Origin of the sequence: Brevundimonas basaltis (genome assembly GCF_014202075.1) — a bacterium.
In the GTDB taxonomy this organism is placed as follows: Bacteria; Pseudomonadota; Alphaproteobacteria; order Caulobacterales; family Caulobacteraceae; genus Brevundimonas; species Brevundimonas basaltis.
The window spans coordinates 1-13131 of record NZ_JACHFZ010000005.1 but is presented as its reverse complement, the minus strand read 5'-3'; the positions used below and the strand labels follow the sequence as shown (position 1 = coordinate 13131).

16 protein-coding genes are annotated in these 13131 nt (G+C 69.0%); 11 read left to right on the top strand and 5 right to left on the bottom strand.

Going from position 1 to position 13131, the window contains the following annotated elements; all coding sequences use genetic code 11:
- The first annotated feature begins 8 nt into the window (after positions 1-8).
- From HNQ67_RS11690 to HNQ67_RS11670, 5 genes are all read left to right on the top strand, one after another.
- A complete protein-coding gene (locus HNQ67_RS11690) occupies positions 9-566 on the top strand; it encodes a dihydrofolate reductase family protein (protein WP_183255662.1) in 558 nt (185 codons plus the stop codon).
- Positions 567-648: 82 nt separating this feature from the next.
- Positions 649-2124, top strand: coding sequence for an exodeoxyribonuclease VII large subunit (gene xseA, locus HNQ67_RS11685; RefSeq protein ID WP_183255660.1), 1476 nt, complete (start codon positions 649-651; stop codon positions 2122-2124).
- Positions 2125-2397: 273 nt separating this feature from the next.
- Positions 2398-2595: a DUF2093 domain-containing protein gene (locus HNQ67_RS11680; protein ID WP_183255658.1), complete on the top strand. Its 198-nt coding sequence runs from the start codon at positions 2398-2400 to the stop codon at positions 2593-2595.
- A complete protein-coding gene (locus HNQ67_RS11675; protein WP_183255656.1) occupies positions 2592-3422 on the top strand; it encodes a M23 family metallopeptidase in 831 nt (276 codons plus the stop codon). Before HNQ67_RS11680 ends, HNQ67_RS11675 begins: the two co-directional genes overlap by 4 nt.
- Before the next feature lie 118 nt (positions 3423-3540).
- Positions 3541-4065: a response regulator gene (locus tag HNQ67_RS11670; RefSeq protein WP_183255654.1), complete on the top strand. Its 525-nt coding sequence runs from the start codon at positions 3541-3543 to the stop codon at positions 4063-4065.
- Here the strand turns inward: HNQ67_RS11670 and HNQ67_RS11665 are convergent.
- Both HNQ67_RS11665 and HNQ67_RS11660 read right to left on the bottom strand, forming a co-directional pair.
- The gene (locus HNQ67_RS11665; protein WP_183255652.1) at positions 4062-4952 is read right to left on the bottom strand and encodes a lysophospholipid acyltransferase family protein; all 891 of its coding nucleotides are present in this window, start codon (positions 4950-4952) and stop codon (positions 4062-4064) included. The two genes, HNQ67_RS11670 and HNQ67_RS11665, sit on opposite strands and share 4 nt — an antisense overlap.
- A gap of 31 nt (positions 4953-4983) precedes the next feature.
- Entirely contained in the window at positions 4984-5754 is a 771-nt protein-coding gene (locus HNQ67_RS11660; protein WP_183255650.1) for an SDR family NAD(P)-dependent oxidoreductase, read from the bottom strand.
- Between the two features lie 107 nt (positions 5755-5861).
- Here HNQ67_RS11660 and tipF point away from each other — a divergent pair, with 107 nt between their 5' ends.
- The 6 genes from tipF (at position 5862) to HNQ67_RS11630 (ending at position 11691) form a co-directional block, all read left to right on the top strand.
- Positions 5862-7130, top strand: a complete 1269-nt coding sequence (gene tipF, locus HNQ67_RS11655; RefSeq protein WP_183255648.1) for a flagella assembly cyclic-di-GMP phosphodiesterase TipF — start codon at positions 5862-5864, stop codon at positions 7128-7130.
- A 126-nt stretch (positions 7131-7256) separates the two neighbouring features.
- The gene (locus HNQ67_RS11650) at positions 7257-7400 is read left to right on the top strand and encodes a hypothetical protein (protein WP_183255646.1); all 144 of its coding nucleotides are present in this window, start codon (positions 7257-7259) and stop codon (positions 7398-7400) included.
- Between the two features lie 47 nt (positions 7401-7447).
- On the top strand, positions 7448-10159 hold the full coding sequence (locus HNQ67_RS11645; protein WP_183255644.1) for a PAS domain-containing protein: 2712 nt from the start codon (positions 7448-7450) through the stop codon (positions 10157-10159).
- Positions 10160-10389: 230 nt separating this feature from the next.
- Positions 10390-10803 carry a response regulator gene (locus HNQ67_RS11640; protein WP_246347590.1) on the top strand — a complete coding sequence of 138 codons (414 nt, stop codon included), beginning with the start codon at positions 10390-10392 and terminating at the stop codon, positions 10801-10803.
- Positions 10800-11216, top strand: coding sequence for a response regulator (locus HNQ67_RS11635; protein ID WP_183255640.1), 417 nt, complete (start codon positions 10800-10802; stop codon positions 11214-11216). The genes HNQ67_RS11640 and HNQ67_RS11635 overlap by 4 nt, the downstream gene beginning before the upstream one ends.
- Before the next feature lie 76 nt (positions 11217-11292).
- Positions 11293-11691: a response regulator transcription factor gene (locus HNQ67_RS11630; protein ID WP_183255638.1), complete on the top strand. Its 399-nt coding sequence runs from the start codon at positions 11293-11295 to the stop codon at positions 11689-11691.
- A 202-nt stretch (positions 11692-11893) separates the two neighbouring features.
- Here the strand turns inward: HNQ67_RS11630 and HNQ67_RS13780 are convergent, their stop codons facing one another.
- The 3 genes from HNQ67_RS13780 to HNQ67_RS11620 all read right to left on the bottom strand — a co-directional run bounded on the left by HNQ67_RS13780 (position 11894) and on the right by HNQ67_RS11620 (position 12704).
- On the bottom strand, positions 11894-12028 hold the full coding sequence (locus HNQ67_RS13780) for a hypothetical protein (RefSeq protein WP_281380696.1): 135 nt from the start codon (positions 12026-12028) through the stop codon (positions 11894-11896).
- A 63-nt stretch (positions 12029-12091) separates the two neighbouring features.
- Complete coding sequence (locus tag HNQ67_RS11625; RefSeq protein ID WP_183255636.1) at positions 12092-12307, bottom strand: hypothetical protein; 216 nt, start codon at positions 12305-12307, stop codon at positions 12092-12094.
- A gap of 52 nt (positions 12308-12359) precedes the next feature.
- Positions 12360-12704 (bottom strand): glycine zipper 2TM domain-containing protein, encoded by a 345-nt coding sequence (locus HNQ67_RS11620; protein ID WP_183255634.1) that lies wholly within the window; start codon positions 12702-12704, stop codon positions 12360-12362.
- Positions 12705-13131: the final 427 nt, after the last annotated feature.

The following is a 13131-nucleotide window of genomic DNA, read 5'->3' as shown; positions in this document are numbered from 1 at the left end:
CTCGCCCAATGGGACTCCTGACCTTCAGCCTCAACCTCACCCTCGACGGCTGCGTCGACCACGAGGAGGGTATCGCCGACGACGAGACCCACGCCTTCTTCACCCGCCTGATGGACGAGCACGGGCCGATGCTCTGGGGCCGCGTCACCTACGAGATGATGGAGAGCTATTGGCCCGCCGTCGCGCGCGGCGACATCGATGCGCCGCCCGCGATCCGCGAATGGGCGGTCAAGCTGGAGGCCAAGCCGAAATACGTCGTGTCGTCGACGCGCACCGCCTTCCCGTGGACCAACAGTAACCACCTCGCCGGCGATCTGCGCGCGGGCGTGCAGCGGCTCAAGGACGCGACCCCGGCCGGCGTCCTCCTCGGCAGCGGAAAGCTGGCGACCGCGCTGGACCGGATGGATCTGATCGACGAATACCGCTTCCTCCTCCACCCCCGCATCGCCGGCCACGGCCCGACCCTTCACCAGGGCGGCCTGCCCGACACACGGCGGCTCGAACTGATCTCGGCGACGCCGCTCCGCAACGGCGCGGTCGCCCTGCATTACCGGAGGGCGGGCTGACGGGGAGCGATCACCGCTGCCCGGCCATCGGCTGCGTTTCACCCCCTCGCTCCCGCGCCTTCCCCCCGCTAGTCTCCCCCGCATGAGCGACGACTCCTACGTCTTCGGGGGCCCGGCCGACGAACCGGCGGCGCCCCGCGACAACAATCCGCCCCTGTCGATCTCCGAGCTGTCGTTCGCGCTGAAGCGGACGCTCGAGGACCGCTTCGGCCATGTCCGGCTGCGCGGCGAGATCTCCAAGGTCACCCGCCATGCCTCGGGCCACGTCTATCTGACCCTCAAGGACGACAAGGCCTGTATCGACGGCGTGGTGTGGAAGGGTCAGGCGCGCGGTCTCGGCGTCCAGCCCGAGCTCGGGCTCGAGGTCATCGTCACCGGCAAGATCACCTCCTATCCGGCCCGCTCGTCCTACCAGATCGTCATCGAGACCATGGAGGCCGCCGGCGCCGGCGCCCTGCTGGCCCAGCTCGAACGGCTCAAGGTCAGGCTGCAGGGCGAGGGCCTGTTCGATCCGGCCCGCAAACAGCCGATCCCGACCTTCCCCGTCGTCATCGGCGTCATCACCAGCCCGACCGGGGCGGTGATCCGCGACATCCTGCACCGCATCGCCGAGCGCTGGCCGTGCCGCGTCATCGTCTGGCCCGTGGTGGTCCAGGGCGACGCCGCCTGCGGCCAGGTGTCCAACGCCATCCGCGGCTTCGACGCCCTGACGCCCGGCGGCCCGATCCCCCGTCCCGACCTGCTGATCGTCGCGCGCGGCGGCGGCTCGGTCGAGGATCTGTGGTGCTTCAACGACGAGGGGCTGGCCCGCGCGGTCGCCGCCGCCCGCATCCCGATCATCTCGGCCGTCGGACACGAGACCGACACCACCCTGATCGACTTCGTCTCGGACCGCCGCGCCCCGACCCCGACCGGCGCGGCCGAGATCGCCACCCCGGTGCTGGCCGACCTGCGCGCCGCCGTGCTCGACCTCGACCGCCGTCTGGTCCGCGCCGGCGGCCGCCTGATCGAGGAGCGCCGCACCCGGCTGCGCGCCGTCGAGCGCGGCCTGCCCGTCCGGCCCGAGGACCTGCTGGCCCTGCCCCGCCAGCGCCTCGATCACGCCGGCAGCCGCCTTGGCTCGGCCCTGCACCGCAACACCGCCGTGCACGAGCGCCGGCTGATCAGTGTCGCCGGCCGGCTGTCGCGCGGCGTGCTCGACCGGGCGTTGGAACGCCGCCGGGACCGGCTCGGCGCGACCGCCGCCCGCTACGCTCCGACGATGGAGCGCCGTCTCGATCAGGAGGGCGCGCGGCTCGCCGCCCTCGTCCGCGCCCTGTCCAGCCTGAACCCGGCAACGCCCAAGCCCGGCTTCGCCCGCGTCGAGAGCGCGGACGGCGCCATGATCGCCGCCGCCGCCGCCCTCCAGCCGGGCCAGGCGGTCCGCCTCGTCTTCGCCGACGGCGCCCGCGGGGCTCATGTCGACGGCGACGCCCCGCCCGCCCCGCGCCCGAAGCCCGCCCCGAAGCCCGCCCCGAAGCCCAGGGTCCCGCCGCCCGGCCAGGGCGACCTGTTCTGACGGGGCCTGACTTTCCGGGCCCGGACTTGGTTCATCACAACGGCCACGACGGATTCACAACGAACACGATGGGACCCCGGCAGCCTCGCCTCCTGCGGGCCGTCAGGCCCACATTCATCGTCACGGCGCGCCCTGACGGGCGCGAACAGTCCTCCGGCCCCGTCGTGTCCTTCGTGCCTTTGTTGTGTCCGTTGTGAAGAACCCTCCCTTGTAAGCCGGACCGCCAGTCCATCGGAGATTCGACTCGACCGGCTAACCGGCTAGGCTGACGCCATGACCGAGACCGACGCCGGACCCGCCACCCTCCATTTCACCGACGGCGAGTTCGTCGTGCTCAAGGCCGGCCGCTTCGTCGCCTGCGCCGTCAGCGGCAAACCGATCCCGCTCGAGATTTTGCGCTACTGGTCCGCGCAGCATCAGGAAGCCTACGCCGGCCCCGGCGAGGCGCTGCAGCGGATGGCCGCGCGATGATTCCCGACCGCCGCGCCCTCCTCGTCGGAGCCGCGGCGCTGGCCGCCACCGGCCCCGCGCGGGCCCGCGCCGCCGGGGACCTCGACCTCACCGGCCGCTTCGTCCAGGGCGGCCACGCGCTCGGACGCACCTGGCCGCGGGCCCTGATCTTCGTCGACGGCGAGGCCCTCGCCGCCGCCTCGTCCAGCGGCCGGTTCATCGTCGGTTTCGACCGCGACGCGCCGTCCAGCGTCCGGATCGAGGCCCGTCTCGACGGGCGCTCCGCGGGCCGCACGCTCGACATCGCGCCGGGCGACTTCCCGGTCACCCGCGTCGACGGCCTGCCGTCCTCCACGGTGACGCCGTCCGATCCCGCCCTGCTGGCGCGCATCGCCCGCGAGGTTGAGCTCAAGACCGAGGGCTTCGCCAGCCGCCTCGACGCGGACCATTTCCACGACGGCTTCGACTGGCCCGTCACCGGCTTCCGCGTCAGCAGCCGCTGGGGGGCCCAGCGCGTCCTCAACGGCACGCCGGCCCGGCCCCACTACGGCATCGACCTCGCCGTGCCGGCCGGGACCGTGATCCGCGCCCCCGCCGCCGGACGCGTCACCCTGGCCGAGCCCGGTCTGCACTTCGAAGGCGGTCTGGTGCTGATCGATCATGGCCAGGGCCTGATCACCGCCTACCTGCACCAGTCGCGCCTCGACGTGCGCGCCGGGCAGGACGTACGTCGGGGTGATTCGCTCGGCCGGGTCGGCATGACAGGCCGCGCCACCGGCCCTCACCTGTGCTGGCGCATGAAATGGCGCAACCGGAACATGGACCCGTCGCTGCTGACCAGAACCTGAGCGGGAGTAAGCGATTACGCCGGCCCGAGAACGCCGGTCGGTCATGGACGGGTAAGGTTTCGACCCCTAGACTCCCGGCATTCCTTCACCACAGGCGCCCCTGACAGGGGCATCCGCCATGCCTTCGCTAGCCGCGCTTCAAATCCTGCTCATCGACGACAACCCGCATATGCGAACCATCGCCTCGGCGGTGTTGCAATGCGCCGGCATCCGCAAGGTGCTGGAGGCGGGCGACGGCGGAACCGGTCTGCAGATGCTGCGCGACCACGCCATCGACCTGGCCATCGTCGACTACAACATGTTCCCGCTGGACGGCGTCGAGTTCACCCGCCTGGTCCGCAACAGCCCCGACAGCGCCAATCCCTATCTGCCGATCATCATGATGACCGGCCACTCGGGCAAGCAGCGCGTCTACGCGGCGCGTGACGCCGGCGTCACCGAATTCGTCGTCAAGCCGATCACCGCCAAGGCCGTTCTCGACCGCATCCAGTCGGTGATCTGGAAGCCCCGCCCCTTCGTCAAAACCGACGGCTATTTCGGCCCCGACCGCCGTCGCGTGTCCCGGCCCCAGTTCCGGGGCCCGTTCCGCCGCGCCACCGACGCCGACCGCGAACCGGCGACCGAGGCCGCCGCCCGGGCCTAGGCCTTGTCCGCCTTCAGCGCCGCATAGACCCGGTCGGGCCACCGTTTGTGCACCCAGAACCAGTCGACCGGGCTCTCGCGAACCCGATCCTCGATGAAGCTGGTGATCGCCTGCACCCCGCGCGCGATGTCGGCCTGACGGTCGCCGGTCTTCTCCAGCTCGATCGGCTCATAGACGGTCAGCCGGAACCGCACCCCCGGCAGCCGCACCACCGACATCGGCTGCAGCACCGTGCCGAAGCGCAGCGCCAGCCGGCTCGGCCCGGGCGCCGCATTGACCGGCTGACCGAAGAACTCGACCTCCGGCCCCTCCGAGAATTTCTGGTCGTTCATCAGGGCCACCGACTCGCCGCGCGCCATCCCGGCCAGCAGCTCCCGCGCCCCGTCGCCGCCCTTCGGCGCGAACAGTCTGACGCCGTAGCGCGCCCGGGCGGCCCGGATCTGGGCGTCGACATACGGGTTGTTGGCCGCGCGATAGGTGATCTGGCACGGCACGCCCGCGCCGACGATGGTCGCCGCCAGCGTCTCGATATTGGCGAAATGCCCGCCGACGAAGACCACCGGCCGGCCGCTGTCGCGGATGGCGTGCAGTCGCTCCATCCCGACCACCTCGATGCGGTTCTGCTTGACCAGAATGTCCATCACCGCCGTCTCGGCGAAGGCGCGCCCGGTCTGTTCCCATTGCGCCAGCGCCAGCGCCTCGCGCTCGGCCTGCGGCATGTCGGGGAAGGCGATGCGCAGATTGCGCATCACCGTCTTCTGCGTCCCCGTCTTCGGGCCCAGGGCGCGCAGCAGCCGTCCGCCCAGCCCCGACGCCCGCTCGACCCCCAGCAGCCGCATGAAGCCGATGAAGCCGGCGAACGCCACCGCCTCCAGCCGCCAGATCATATCCTGACGGAAGCCGGCGCGCCCGCTGTCGTCACCAGGCAATGGTGATCCCGCCGTCCACCACCAGCGTCTGGCCGGTCATATAGGCCGACGCCGGTGCCGCCAGATAGACCGCCGCCCCGGCGATCTCGTCCGGCTGGCCGATCCGCTTCAGCGGGGCCGGGTCGGTAACCTGTTTCAGCAGCTCCGGGTTCTCCCACAGATACCGGGCGAAATCGGTCTGCACGAGGCCCGGGGCGATGCAGTTGACCCGCACGTTCGACGGCCCCCACTCCACCGCCAGATTGCGCGCCAGCTGCATGTCGGCCGCCTTGGAGATGTTGTAGGCCCCGATCAGGGCGTTGCCGCGCAGCCCGCCGATCGACGACACGATGATCACCGATCCGGCCTTCCGCTCCAGCATCTGCGGCGCGACCATCTGGATCAGCCAGTGATTGGAGACCACATTGTTCTGCAAAATCTTGCCGAACTGCTCGTCATTGATCCCCGCCATCGGCCCGGCATAGGGATTGGTCGCCGCGTTGCAGACCAGAATGTCGATCTGGCCGAACGCCGCATTGGTGTCGTCGACCAGCCGCTGCAGATCCTCCTTCGAGGCGATGTTGGCCGGCACGGCGATGGCCCGGCCTTCACCGTGCTTGGCGTTGATCTCGCTGGCCACCTCGTCGCACGGCCCGGGCTTGCGCGAACTGATCACCACCTTGGCCCCGTGTTCGGCCATACGCTCGGCGATGGCCTTGCCGATGCCCCGCGACGAGCCGGTGATGACCGCGACCTGGCCGGTCAGATCGAACAATTGCATCGTTTACCTCGAAGCTTGGGGAGAATCCGTGCACGAACCCTAGGCGAACCGACGTGATACCCCGATACTCGGGCGATTCCATCCGGGAAGGCGGAACAACCGTTTCCATGCGCGCCCTCACTCAAGGCTTCCTGTTCTTCTGCTACCTGTTCCTGTCTCTGACGGCGGGCGCCTTCGTATGGCGCTCGGGCCTCGGGGCCGGGGCGGGGGTCGCCGCAGCCATCGCCACACTCGGCCTGCTCGCCGCCGTCCACATCGGCATTTCCGGCAAGGCCGAGCGCCTCGCCCTCAAGAAAGAGATCGATCAGGTCCGCGACGCCCACCGCCTGCTCGCCGACGCCATGGAGTCCACCCAGGGCGCTCTGACCGAACTGGCCCAGGCCATCGAGACCGGCGCCCTGTCCTCGACCGAACAGTTGTCCGGCGAGGTCCGCATGCTGGAATCGCTGATCCAGCAGATGAGCGAGTCGATCGACCAGCGCATCTCCCAGCCGGCCCCGACCAACACCTTCGAGGCCCGCCACCGGGAACAGTCGAACGTCCTGCTGCAGACCATCCACGAGGCGCTCAGCGAGAACCGCGTCGACCTCTACCTGCAGCCGATCGTTTCCCTGCCCCAGCGCCGGACCATCTTCTACGAGAGCTTCACCCGCCTGCGCGCCGCCGACGACCGCGTCATGATGCCGGCCGAATACCTGTCGGTGGCCGAGGGCGAGGGTCTGGTCCCGGCCATCGACAACCTGCTGCTGTTCCGCTGCGCCCAGATCGTCCGCCGCCTGGCCAAACAGGACCGCAAGGTCGGCGTCTTCTGCAACGTCGCCCTGACCTCGCTCGGCGACGAGACCTTCTTCCCCCAGTTCCTCGACTTCCTCAGCGAGAACCGCGACCTCAACCAGGCCCTGATCTTCGAACTGGGTCAGGCCACCTTCGACGCCCGCGGCGCGGTCGAGGCCCGCAACATGGCCAAGCTGGCCGACCTCGGCTTCCGCTTCTCGATCGACAAGGTCCAGACTCTCGACCTCGACTTCGCGGATCTTCAGAGGTCGGACGTCAAGTTCATGAAGGTCGGCGCCGACCTGCTGATCGAGACCCTGCTCGACACGGACTCCGCCTCGGCCCTGCCGGCCCTGCGCGACATCTCGGCCGCCGATTTCGCCGGCGTCACCCGCCGCTACGGCATCGAGCTGATCGCCGAGAAATGCGAGACCGAGCGCCAGATCGTCGACATCCTCGAGCTCGACATCTCCGTCGGCCAGGGCCACCTGTTCGGCGAGCCCCGCGCCATCAAGGAAGCCGTGCTGGCCGAAACCGACCCCCCCGCCGACTTCATCCGCTCCACCCTGCTCAGCGCCGACCACCGGCGGCGGTTCGGGTAGGGGACGATCATGGCCCGGTCCGGGCCCCCTGCGTCCTCGTCATTTTCCAGTCACGCTGAAACTGTCCCGTTTTCCACGGGTTACCCTCGCATGACACAGCCTGTTTCAGCCCAACTCTGTCGCCAAATGATCGCCCGGCTCGTCCGGTCGGCGGTGCCGGAGCCCGATGATCAGCGCCGTCAGGCCCTGCTGGTCATGGCCGATCACTGGAGCGAACTGCTGCGCCTGCGCACCCGCGCCGGGACCGTTCACCAGCCCCGCCCGCAGTAACCAAGACTTCGCCATTTCCTGCGCATCTGGCCTGAGCGGGAGAGATCATGGCGACGACATCAGAAGCCGAACGACTGGCCGCCCTCCAGGGCTATCAGGCCCTGGACACAAGCGCAGAGGATCGCTTCGACCGCATCTCGGCCATGGCCGCCGCCCAGTTCCAGGCCCCGATCGCCCTGGTGTCCCTGATCGACACCGAACGGCAATGGTTCAAGTCCTGCATCGGTCTGGGTGTCAGCGAGACCCCGCGGGAGTTCGCTTTCTGCGATCACGCTATTCGCCTCGAGGACCATGCGGTCCTGGTTGTCGAGGACGCCAGGGCGGATCCCCGATTCGCCGACAACCCCCTGGTCACCGGGGACCCGTTCATCCGCTTCTACTGCGGCGCTGTTCTGACCACCGCCGAAGGCTGCAATCTCGGCACCCTCTGCGTCATCGACACCGAGCCGCGACCCCAGCCCTCCGCGGCGGAGATCGGTCATCTGCAGTCCCTCGCCCGGCTGGTTGTCGATCAACTCGAACTCACCCGGGCGCGGGCGGAGTTCGCCGAACAGCGCCGCCTGCTCGAATTCGCGGCCACCATGTCCCAGGTCGGCCACTGGAAATTCGACTTCATAACCGGAAAGGTCACCTGGTCGGATGAGGTGTTCCGCATCCACGGTCTGCCGAGTGACGAACCGGTACCACCCTATGAAGTGCTGCAGACCTTCTATGTCGAGGAAGACCGTCCGGTTCTGACCGCCCTCGTCGACCGCGCCATCGCCACGGGCGAGGGCTATGAGTTCAAACTCAGGATACGCAACACGCGCGGGGAGATTCGCCACACCTCGGCCAAGGCCGAATGCATCCGTGACGGGTCCGGCAAGCCGGTGGCCATGTTCGGCGTCTTCCAGGACATCACCGACCAGCACAACGCCGAAACGGTCATCCGCGAAAGCGAGCGACGCTACCGACTGCTGGCGGAGAACGCCAGCGACGTCATCGCCACCTACAGCCCCGACGGGGCCTTTCGCTATGTCTCCCCCTCGATCACGGAAATGCTCGGCTACCTGCCGGAAGATCTGATCGGGCGGGAGCCCTATGAGATCATCCTGCCGGAAGACCACGCCCGCGTCGCCGCCGAGTTCATTCGCGCATCGACCGCCCATGAGTCCTTCACCGTGGAGTATCGCGCCCTGACCAGCTCCGGCGAGGTGCGCTGGCTCGAGGCCCGTCCCCGGTTCCAGCGCGATAAGGCGGGGCGGATCATCGAGATCAACGATTCCGTGCGCGACGTGACCGACCGGCACGAGCGCGAGGCCGCCCTCGCCGAGGCCCGCGCCGCGGCCGAGAGTGCGGTCCGGGCCAAGGCCGAGTTTCTCGCCAATATGAGCCACGAGATCCGTACGCCGCTCAACGGGGTGTTGGGCTTCACCGATCTGCTGGCCGGCACCGAACTGACCGGGGAGCAGGCCCGTTTCGTCAGCCGCATCCGCTCCGCCGGCCGCGGCCTGTCGGCGCTCATCGACGACATTCTCGACCTGTCCAAGGTCGAGGCCGGCAAGATGACGGTCGCCCGCCGCGGCTTCGATCTTCACGCCCTGACCGACGACGTCATCCAGCTCGCCCGCCGGGGCACGGAAAAGCCCCTCACCTTCACCCTGGTCTATCCCGCTGACGCACCGCGCTGGATCATCGGCGACGAGCAGCGGACCCGGCAGGTGCTGTTCAACCTGCTCGGCAACGCCGCCAAATTCACCGAAGAGGGCGAGGTTCGGCTCGATGTCGACTTTTCGGGCGCCCGGCTCGAACTGCGGGTGACCGATACCGGCATCGGCATCGCGCCCGAGGACCTGCTCCGGTTGTTTCAGGGCTTCACCCAGGCCGACGCCAGTATCGGCCGACAGTTCGGCGGCACAGGCCTCGGCCTTTCGATCAGCCGGAACCTCGCCCGTCTGATGGGCGGCGATGTCGAGCTGGAGAGCAAGCCCGGCAAGGGCACGATCGCGCGCTTCACCCTGCCGGCGGAGGTGACCACCGCCCCGGAACTTCCCGTCCAGCCCGCCGGGGCGCCCGCCAATCCGCCCCGGGCGTTGCGGATTCTGGCCGTCGACGACGTCGACACCAACGTCGAGCTCATCACCCTGATCCTGCAGTCCGAGGGTCACGACGTGGTTGGAGCTCGCTCGGGCGAACGTGCCCTGGACATTCTGGCGGACGATCCCCGCTTCGATCTCATCCTGATGGACGTCCAGATGCCCGGAATGGACGGGCTCAAGGCCACCCGGGCCATCCGCGAACTCGGCGGGGCCGCCGCGACCGTGCCGGTCGTCGCCCTGACCGCGAACGTCATGTCCGAACAGATCGCCGACTGCCGGGCCGCCGGCATGGACGACCATCTGGCCAAGCCGATTCAGCGCGAATCGCTTGCCGACGTTCTCGACCGGGTCCGGGGCGGCGGTTGGGATCCGGCCCCGCCGGCCTCCGATCCCATTGCCGAGTTGGGCGCCCGCTATCGCGTTCATCTGGGCGACCTGGCCGGACAATTCACCGCCCTCCTCGAACGGGCTGAGCCCGAGCGGCGCACCTCCATCGCTTCCCTGGCCCATTCCATTGCCGGAACGGCGGGCAGTTTCGGGTTCGACGCCGTGTCCACGGCCGCCTTCGAGCTGGAGTCCGCAACCAGAATCGGCGCCGAACGAAACGGCTCGCCCGATCGGATCGCTAGCCTGGTGAGCCAGCTACAACGGGCGATTTTCTCGTGTCAGGAAGACGCTTGATGCAGGTCTGTACTTTCATTCCCGCCAATTACACAAAACCCCGGTCCGCCATTGCCTGAACACCCGGCAGATCGACCGGCCAGGTCTGGCTCGAAGGGCGTCGACACCCTCGCCGGTTCCGGTCAGGCCGCCGACGTCGGCGCCAAGGCTGAGCTTGCCAAACCCCGTTGCGGCAAGCCATTGCTGGATCAATGGAATCGGTTGGCGGCATGACGGACACGGTGAGCAGGATGACCGACCGGGCGCGAATCCTTGTGATCGACGACGATCCCTTCATGCGGCAGCTGACCGAGATTCATTTCGCCTCGGCCGGCTGGATCGTCGACCTGGCCGGCGGCGGCGCCGAGGGACTCGCCCGGGCCCGGTCCGTGAAGCCCGACGCTATCGTTCTCGACTTCGCCATGCCCGACCTCTCCGGCGAGGAGGTTCTGGCCCAACTGCGCAACGATCCGCGGACCGCCGGCATCCCCGTCGTCGTCGTCACCGCGTGGACCTCTGATGAGCAGCGCAAACGGACCCGGGCCCTCGGGGCCGCCTGGCTCGAAAAGCCGGTCCAGGGCCCCACGCTCGTCGACGTGCTGGGGCGGCTGGTTCGCGCCGGCCGTCGACCCGATCCCGTCACCACCGCGGTGGTGGAGCCATGAGCGGCCGGGTTCTGATTGTCGAGGATGATCCCTTCATGGGGGCCTTGGCCGAAACCCTGGTGCGCAGCACGGGCCGCACCGCCAGGCTGGTCCCGACCGGCGCCGAGGCGCTTGCGCAGCTGGCCGAATTCCCACCGGATCTCATCTTGCTGGATTTGGGTCTGCCGGATCTGTCCGGGCTCGAGGTCCTGCGTCTGTTGCGGGCAGCCAAGGGCTGGGGATCAGTGCGGATTCTGGTGCTGACGGCGTCGCACAGGACCGAGGACATTATCGCCGCCAAGAAGGCCGGCGCATCAGGTTACATCTGCAAGCCGGTCCAGCCCGACACGCTGTCGGAGATGATCTGCGATCTGCTGGAACAGCCGAACCTGACCTGGATTGACGACTACACCCGAGCTCACCGCCTGGGCTGACACTTCGAGACCTGCTTTCACCACCCCGGCCGCGGATGCCGGACAGACGGCGGCCAAAGGCGCGCCCGAGAAGCCCATGAAGCCACTGCACGTTCTGATCGCCGAGGATGATCGCCATCTGGCGGCTTTGCTGCGGCAAACCCTCGAGGCTGAAGGCTTCCGGGTCACCGCGGCCGAGGACGGCGACGAGGCCGTCGCGAAGGCCGACATCTACGCGCCCGATCTGATCATTCTCGACGCCATGATGCCCGTTCTGGACGGTTTCGCGGTTCTCAAGCATCTGCGCTCGGCATCCCGCCACCGCCGGATCCCGATCCTGATGCTGACGGCGATGCGGGGCGAGGCCGATGTTCGTCGGGCCCTCGCCGGTGGCGCGTCCGACTATCTGGCCAAGCCGTTCCGGCCCGACCAGCTCGTCCAGCGGGTCCGTCGCCTCGCCGAGGCACGCAGCGGCCCGGTCCGCGACCTGCCCTGACCCCGCGGCCTCGGCCGGCGGACTGCCCGCGCCGGCCGTTGTCGCGCCAATAGACCGCGCGCGGCCATGTTCGGACTCTCGACCTCTACTTCGCCGACCTGTCCAAACGATATCGCCGGTGCGTGCCGGCCATCGCTCCCCGCCCCGATAGAGGAGGAAACTCCGGACCGACCCGCGGCGGCGCGGCCCCTCGCGCGCCACCTCAACGGGCTGAGAGGGCCCCGTCCGGGAAGATCACATCCGCCGCCAACCAGCCCGTCAGCGCGGCGATCAACACCAGCTGAACGACCACCGCCACGAACGGCCAGTTCCGTTTCATCACACGCAGCAGCGACAACTCAGACCCCCGCCGACCCGCACCCGCGGGCGGCGACACCCACACACGAAAACAGCAAACGCCTCAGTAGGCCGGCGCCGGTTCCGGCTGCGGCTCGACGCCCGGCGTCTCCACCCCGGCCGCGCGTTCGTCGGCGGCGGTGTCGCTGCGGTCAGGCGTCTCGGGCATGGCCTCGGCCACGGTCTCGTTGGCCGGTTCGGGCGCCGACTGCGGATTGCTGCAGGCGGCGGCGGACGCGGCCAGGGCGGCGGCGGCCAGAACGGTGATCATAGAGCGCATCGGTTCCTCCAGGGTCAGACCGGACAAACCGTCCGCGCCGCCGTCCGTTCCCTCACCAGCGCCGGCCGCCGTCGCGCCAGTAGACCCGCTCGCGGCCATAGCGATAGTCGCGGTTGTAACCGCCGAAGCCGTAGCCGCACGGATCCTCTTCCTTCGACAGTTCGCGTCCGGCCAGATAGCCGGCCGCCGCGCCGATGGCCGCGCCGGTTTCCCGATCTTCTGGACCCGCCACGGCCGCGCCGATGGCGGCGCCCAGCGCGGTCCCGGCCGCCATGGCCCGGTTGCGGTTCTCCGCATAGTCGCGTTCGCAGGCCGAGGCGTAGTTATCGGTGCTGGCGCAGCCGGCCATCACGAGGCCGCAGGCGCCCAGCGCCGTCATGGTCAACAGGTGTCGCATCGCGTCTCTCCCTCAGCCCCCGACCCGGAGAGAACACGCCGGCGGACGGCTGCGTTCCCCCGACGCCGCCCCCCTTCGTCATCCCGGGGCCAGCGGTGCGGACCACGCCCCCGGCGCGGGTTCATCACAACGACCACCACGAAGGGCACAACGGGCACGACGGGACCCGGCCCCGCTTCGCCTTTGCGGGCCCTTGCCCGCCATCAATCTGGTGCGCCTCTGACGGAAGCCGCCACCCCTCCGGCCCCGTCGTGTTCGTTGTGTGCCATTGTGCCCGTTGTGATGAACCTCGGCTCCCAAAACCCCAATTGCTGCGCTGCAAGTTAATGTGTAATCCGCCTATCGAAAACGCCCAACCCGTTGTTTTCCTTGCTCCCGGTTCGTGATCGAGCGTCCTGAACCCGCCTGAGGGCGGAGGGGGTTTAGG

Coding starts and splice junctions, on each gene's coding strand:
- HNQ67_RS11690 (WP_183255662.1), top strand. CDS start 9: ATGGGACTCCTGACCTTCAGCCTCAACCTCACCCTCGACGGCTGCGTC.
- xseA (WP_183255660.1), top strand. CDS start 649: ATGAGCGACGACTCCTACGTCTTCGGGGGCCCGGCCGACGAACCGGCG.
- HNQ67_RS11680 (WP_183255658.1), top strand. CDS start 2,398: ATGACCGAGACCGACGCCGGACCCGCCACCCTCCATTTCACCGACGGC.
- HNQ67_RS11675 (WP_183255656.1), top strand. CDS start 2,592: ATGATTCCCGACCGCCGCGCCCTCCTCGTCGGAGCCGCGGCGCTGGCC.
- HNQ67_RS11670 (WP_183255654.1), top strand. CDS start 3,541: ATGCCTTCGCTAGCCGCGCTTCAAATCCTGCTCATCGACGACAACCCG.
- HNQ67_RS11665 (WP_183255652.1), bottom strand. CDS start 4,952: ATGATCTGGCGGCTGGAGGCGGTGGCGTTCGCCGGCTTCATCGGCTTC.
- HNQ67_RS11660 (WP_183255650.1), bottom strand. CDS start 5,754: ATGCAATTGTTCGATCTGACCGGCCAGGTCGCGGTCATCACCGGCTCG.
- tipF (WP_183255648.1), top strand. CDS start 5,862: ATGCGCGCCCTCACTCAAGGCTTCCTGTTCTTCTGCTACCTGTTCCTG.
- HNQ67_RS11650 (WP_183255646.1), top strand. CDS start 7,257: ATGATCGCCCGGCTCGTCCGGTCGGCGGTGCCGGAGCCCGATGATCAG.
- HNQ67_RS11645 (WP_183255644.1), top strand. CDS start 7,448: ATGGCGACGACATCAGAAGCCGAACGACTGGCCGCCCTCCAGGGCTAT.
- HNQ67_RS11640 (WP_246347590.1), top strand. CDS start 10,390: ATGACCGACCGGGCGCGAATCCTTGTGATCGACGACGATCCCTTCATG.
- HNQ67_RS11635 (WP_183255640.1), top strand. CDS start 10,800: ATGAGCGGCCGGGTTCTGATTGTCGAGGATGATCCCTTCATGGGGGCC.
- HNQ67_RS11630 (WP_183255638.1), top strand. CDS start 11,293: ATGAAGCCACTGCACGTTCTGATCGCCGAGGATGATCGCCATCTGGCG.
- HNQ67_RS11625 (WP_183255636.1), bottom strand. CDS start 12,307: ATGCGCTCTATGATCACCGTTCTGGCCGCCGCCGCCCTGGCCGCGTCC.
- HNQ67_RS11620 (WP_183255634.1), bottom strand. CDS start 12,704: ATGCGACACCTGTTGACCATGACGGCGCTGGGCGCCTGCGGCCTCGTG.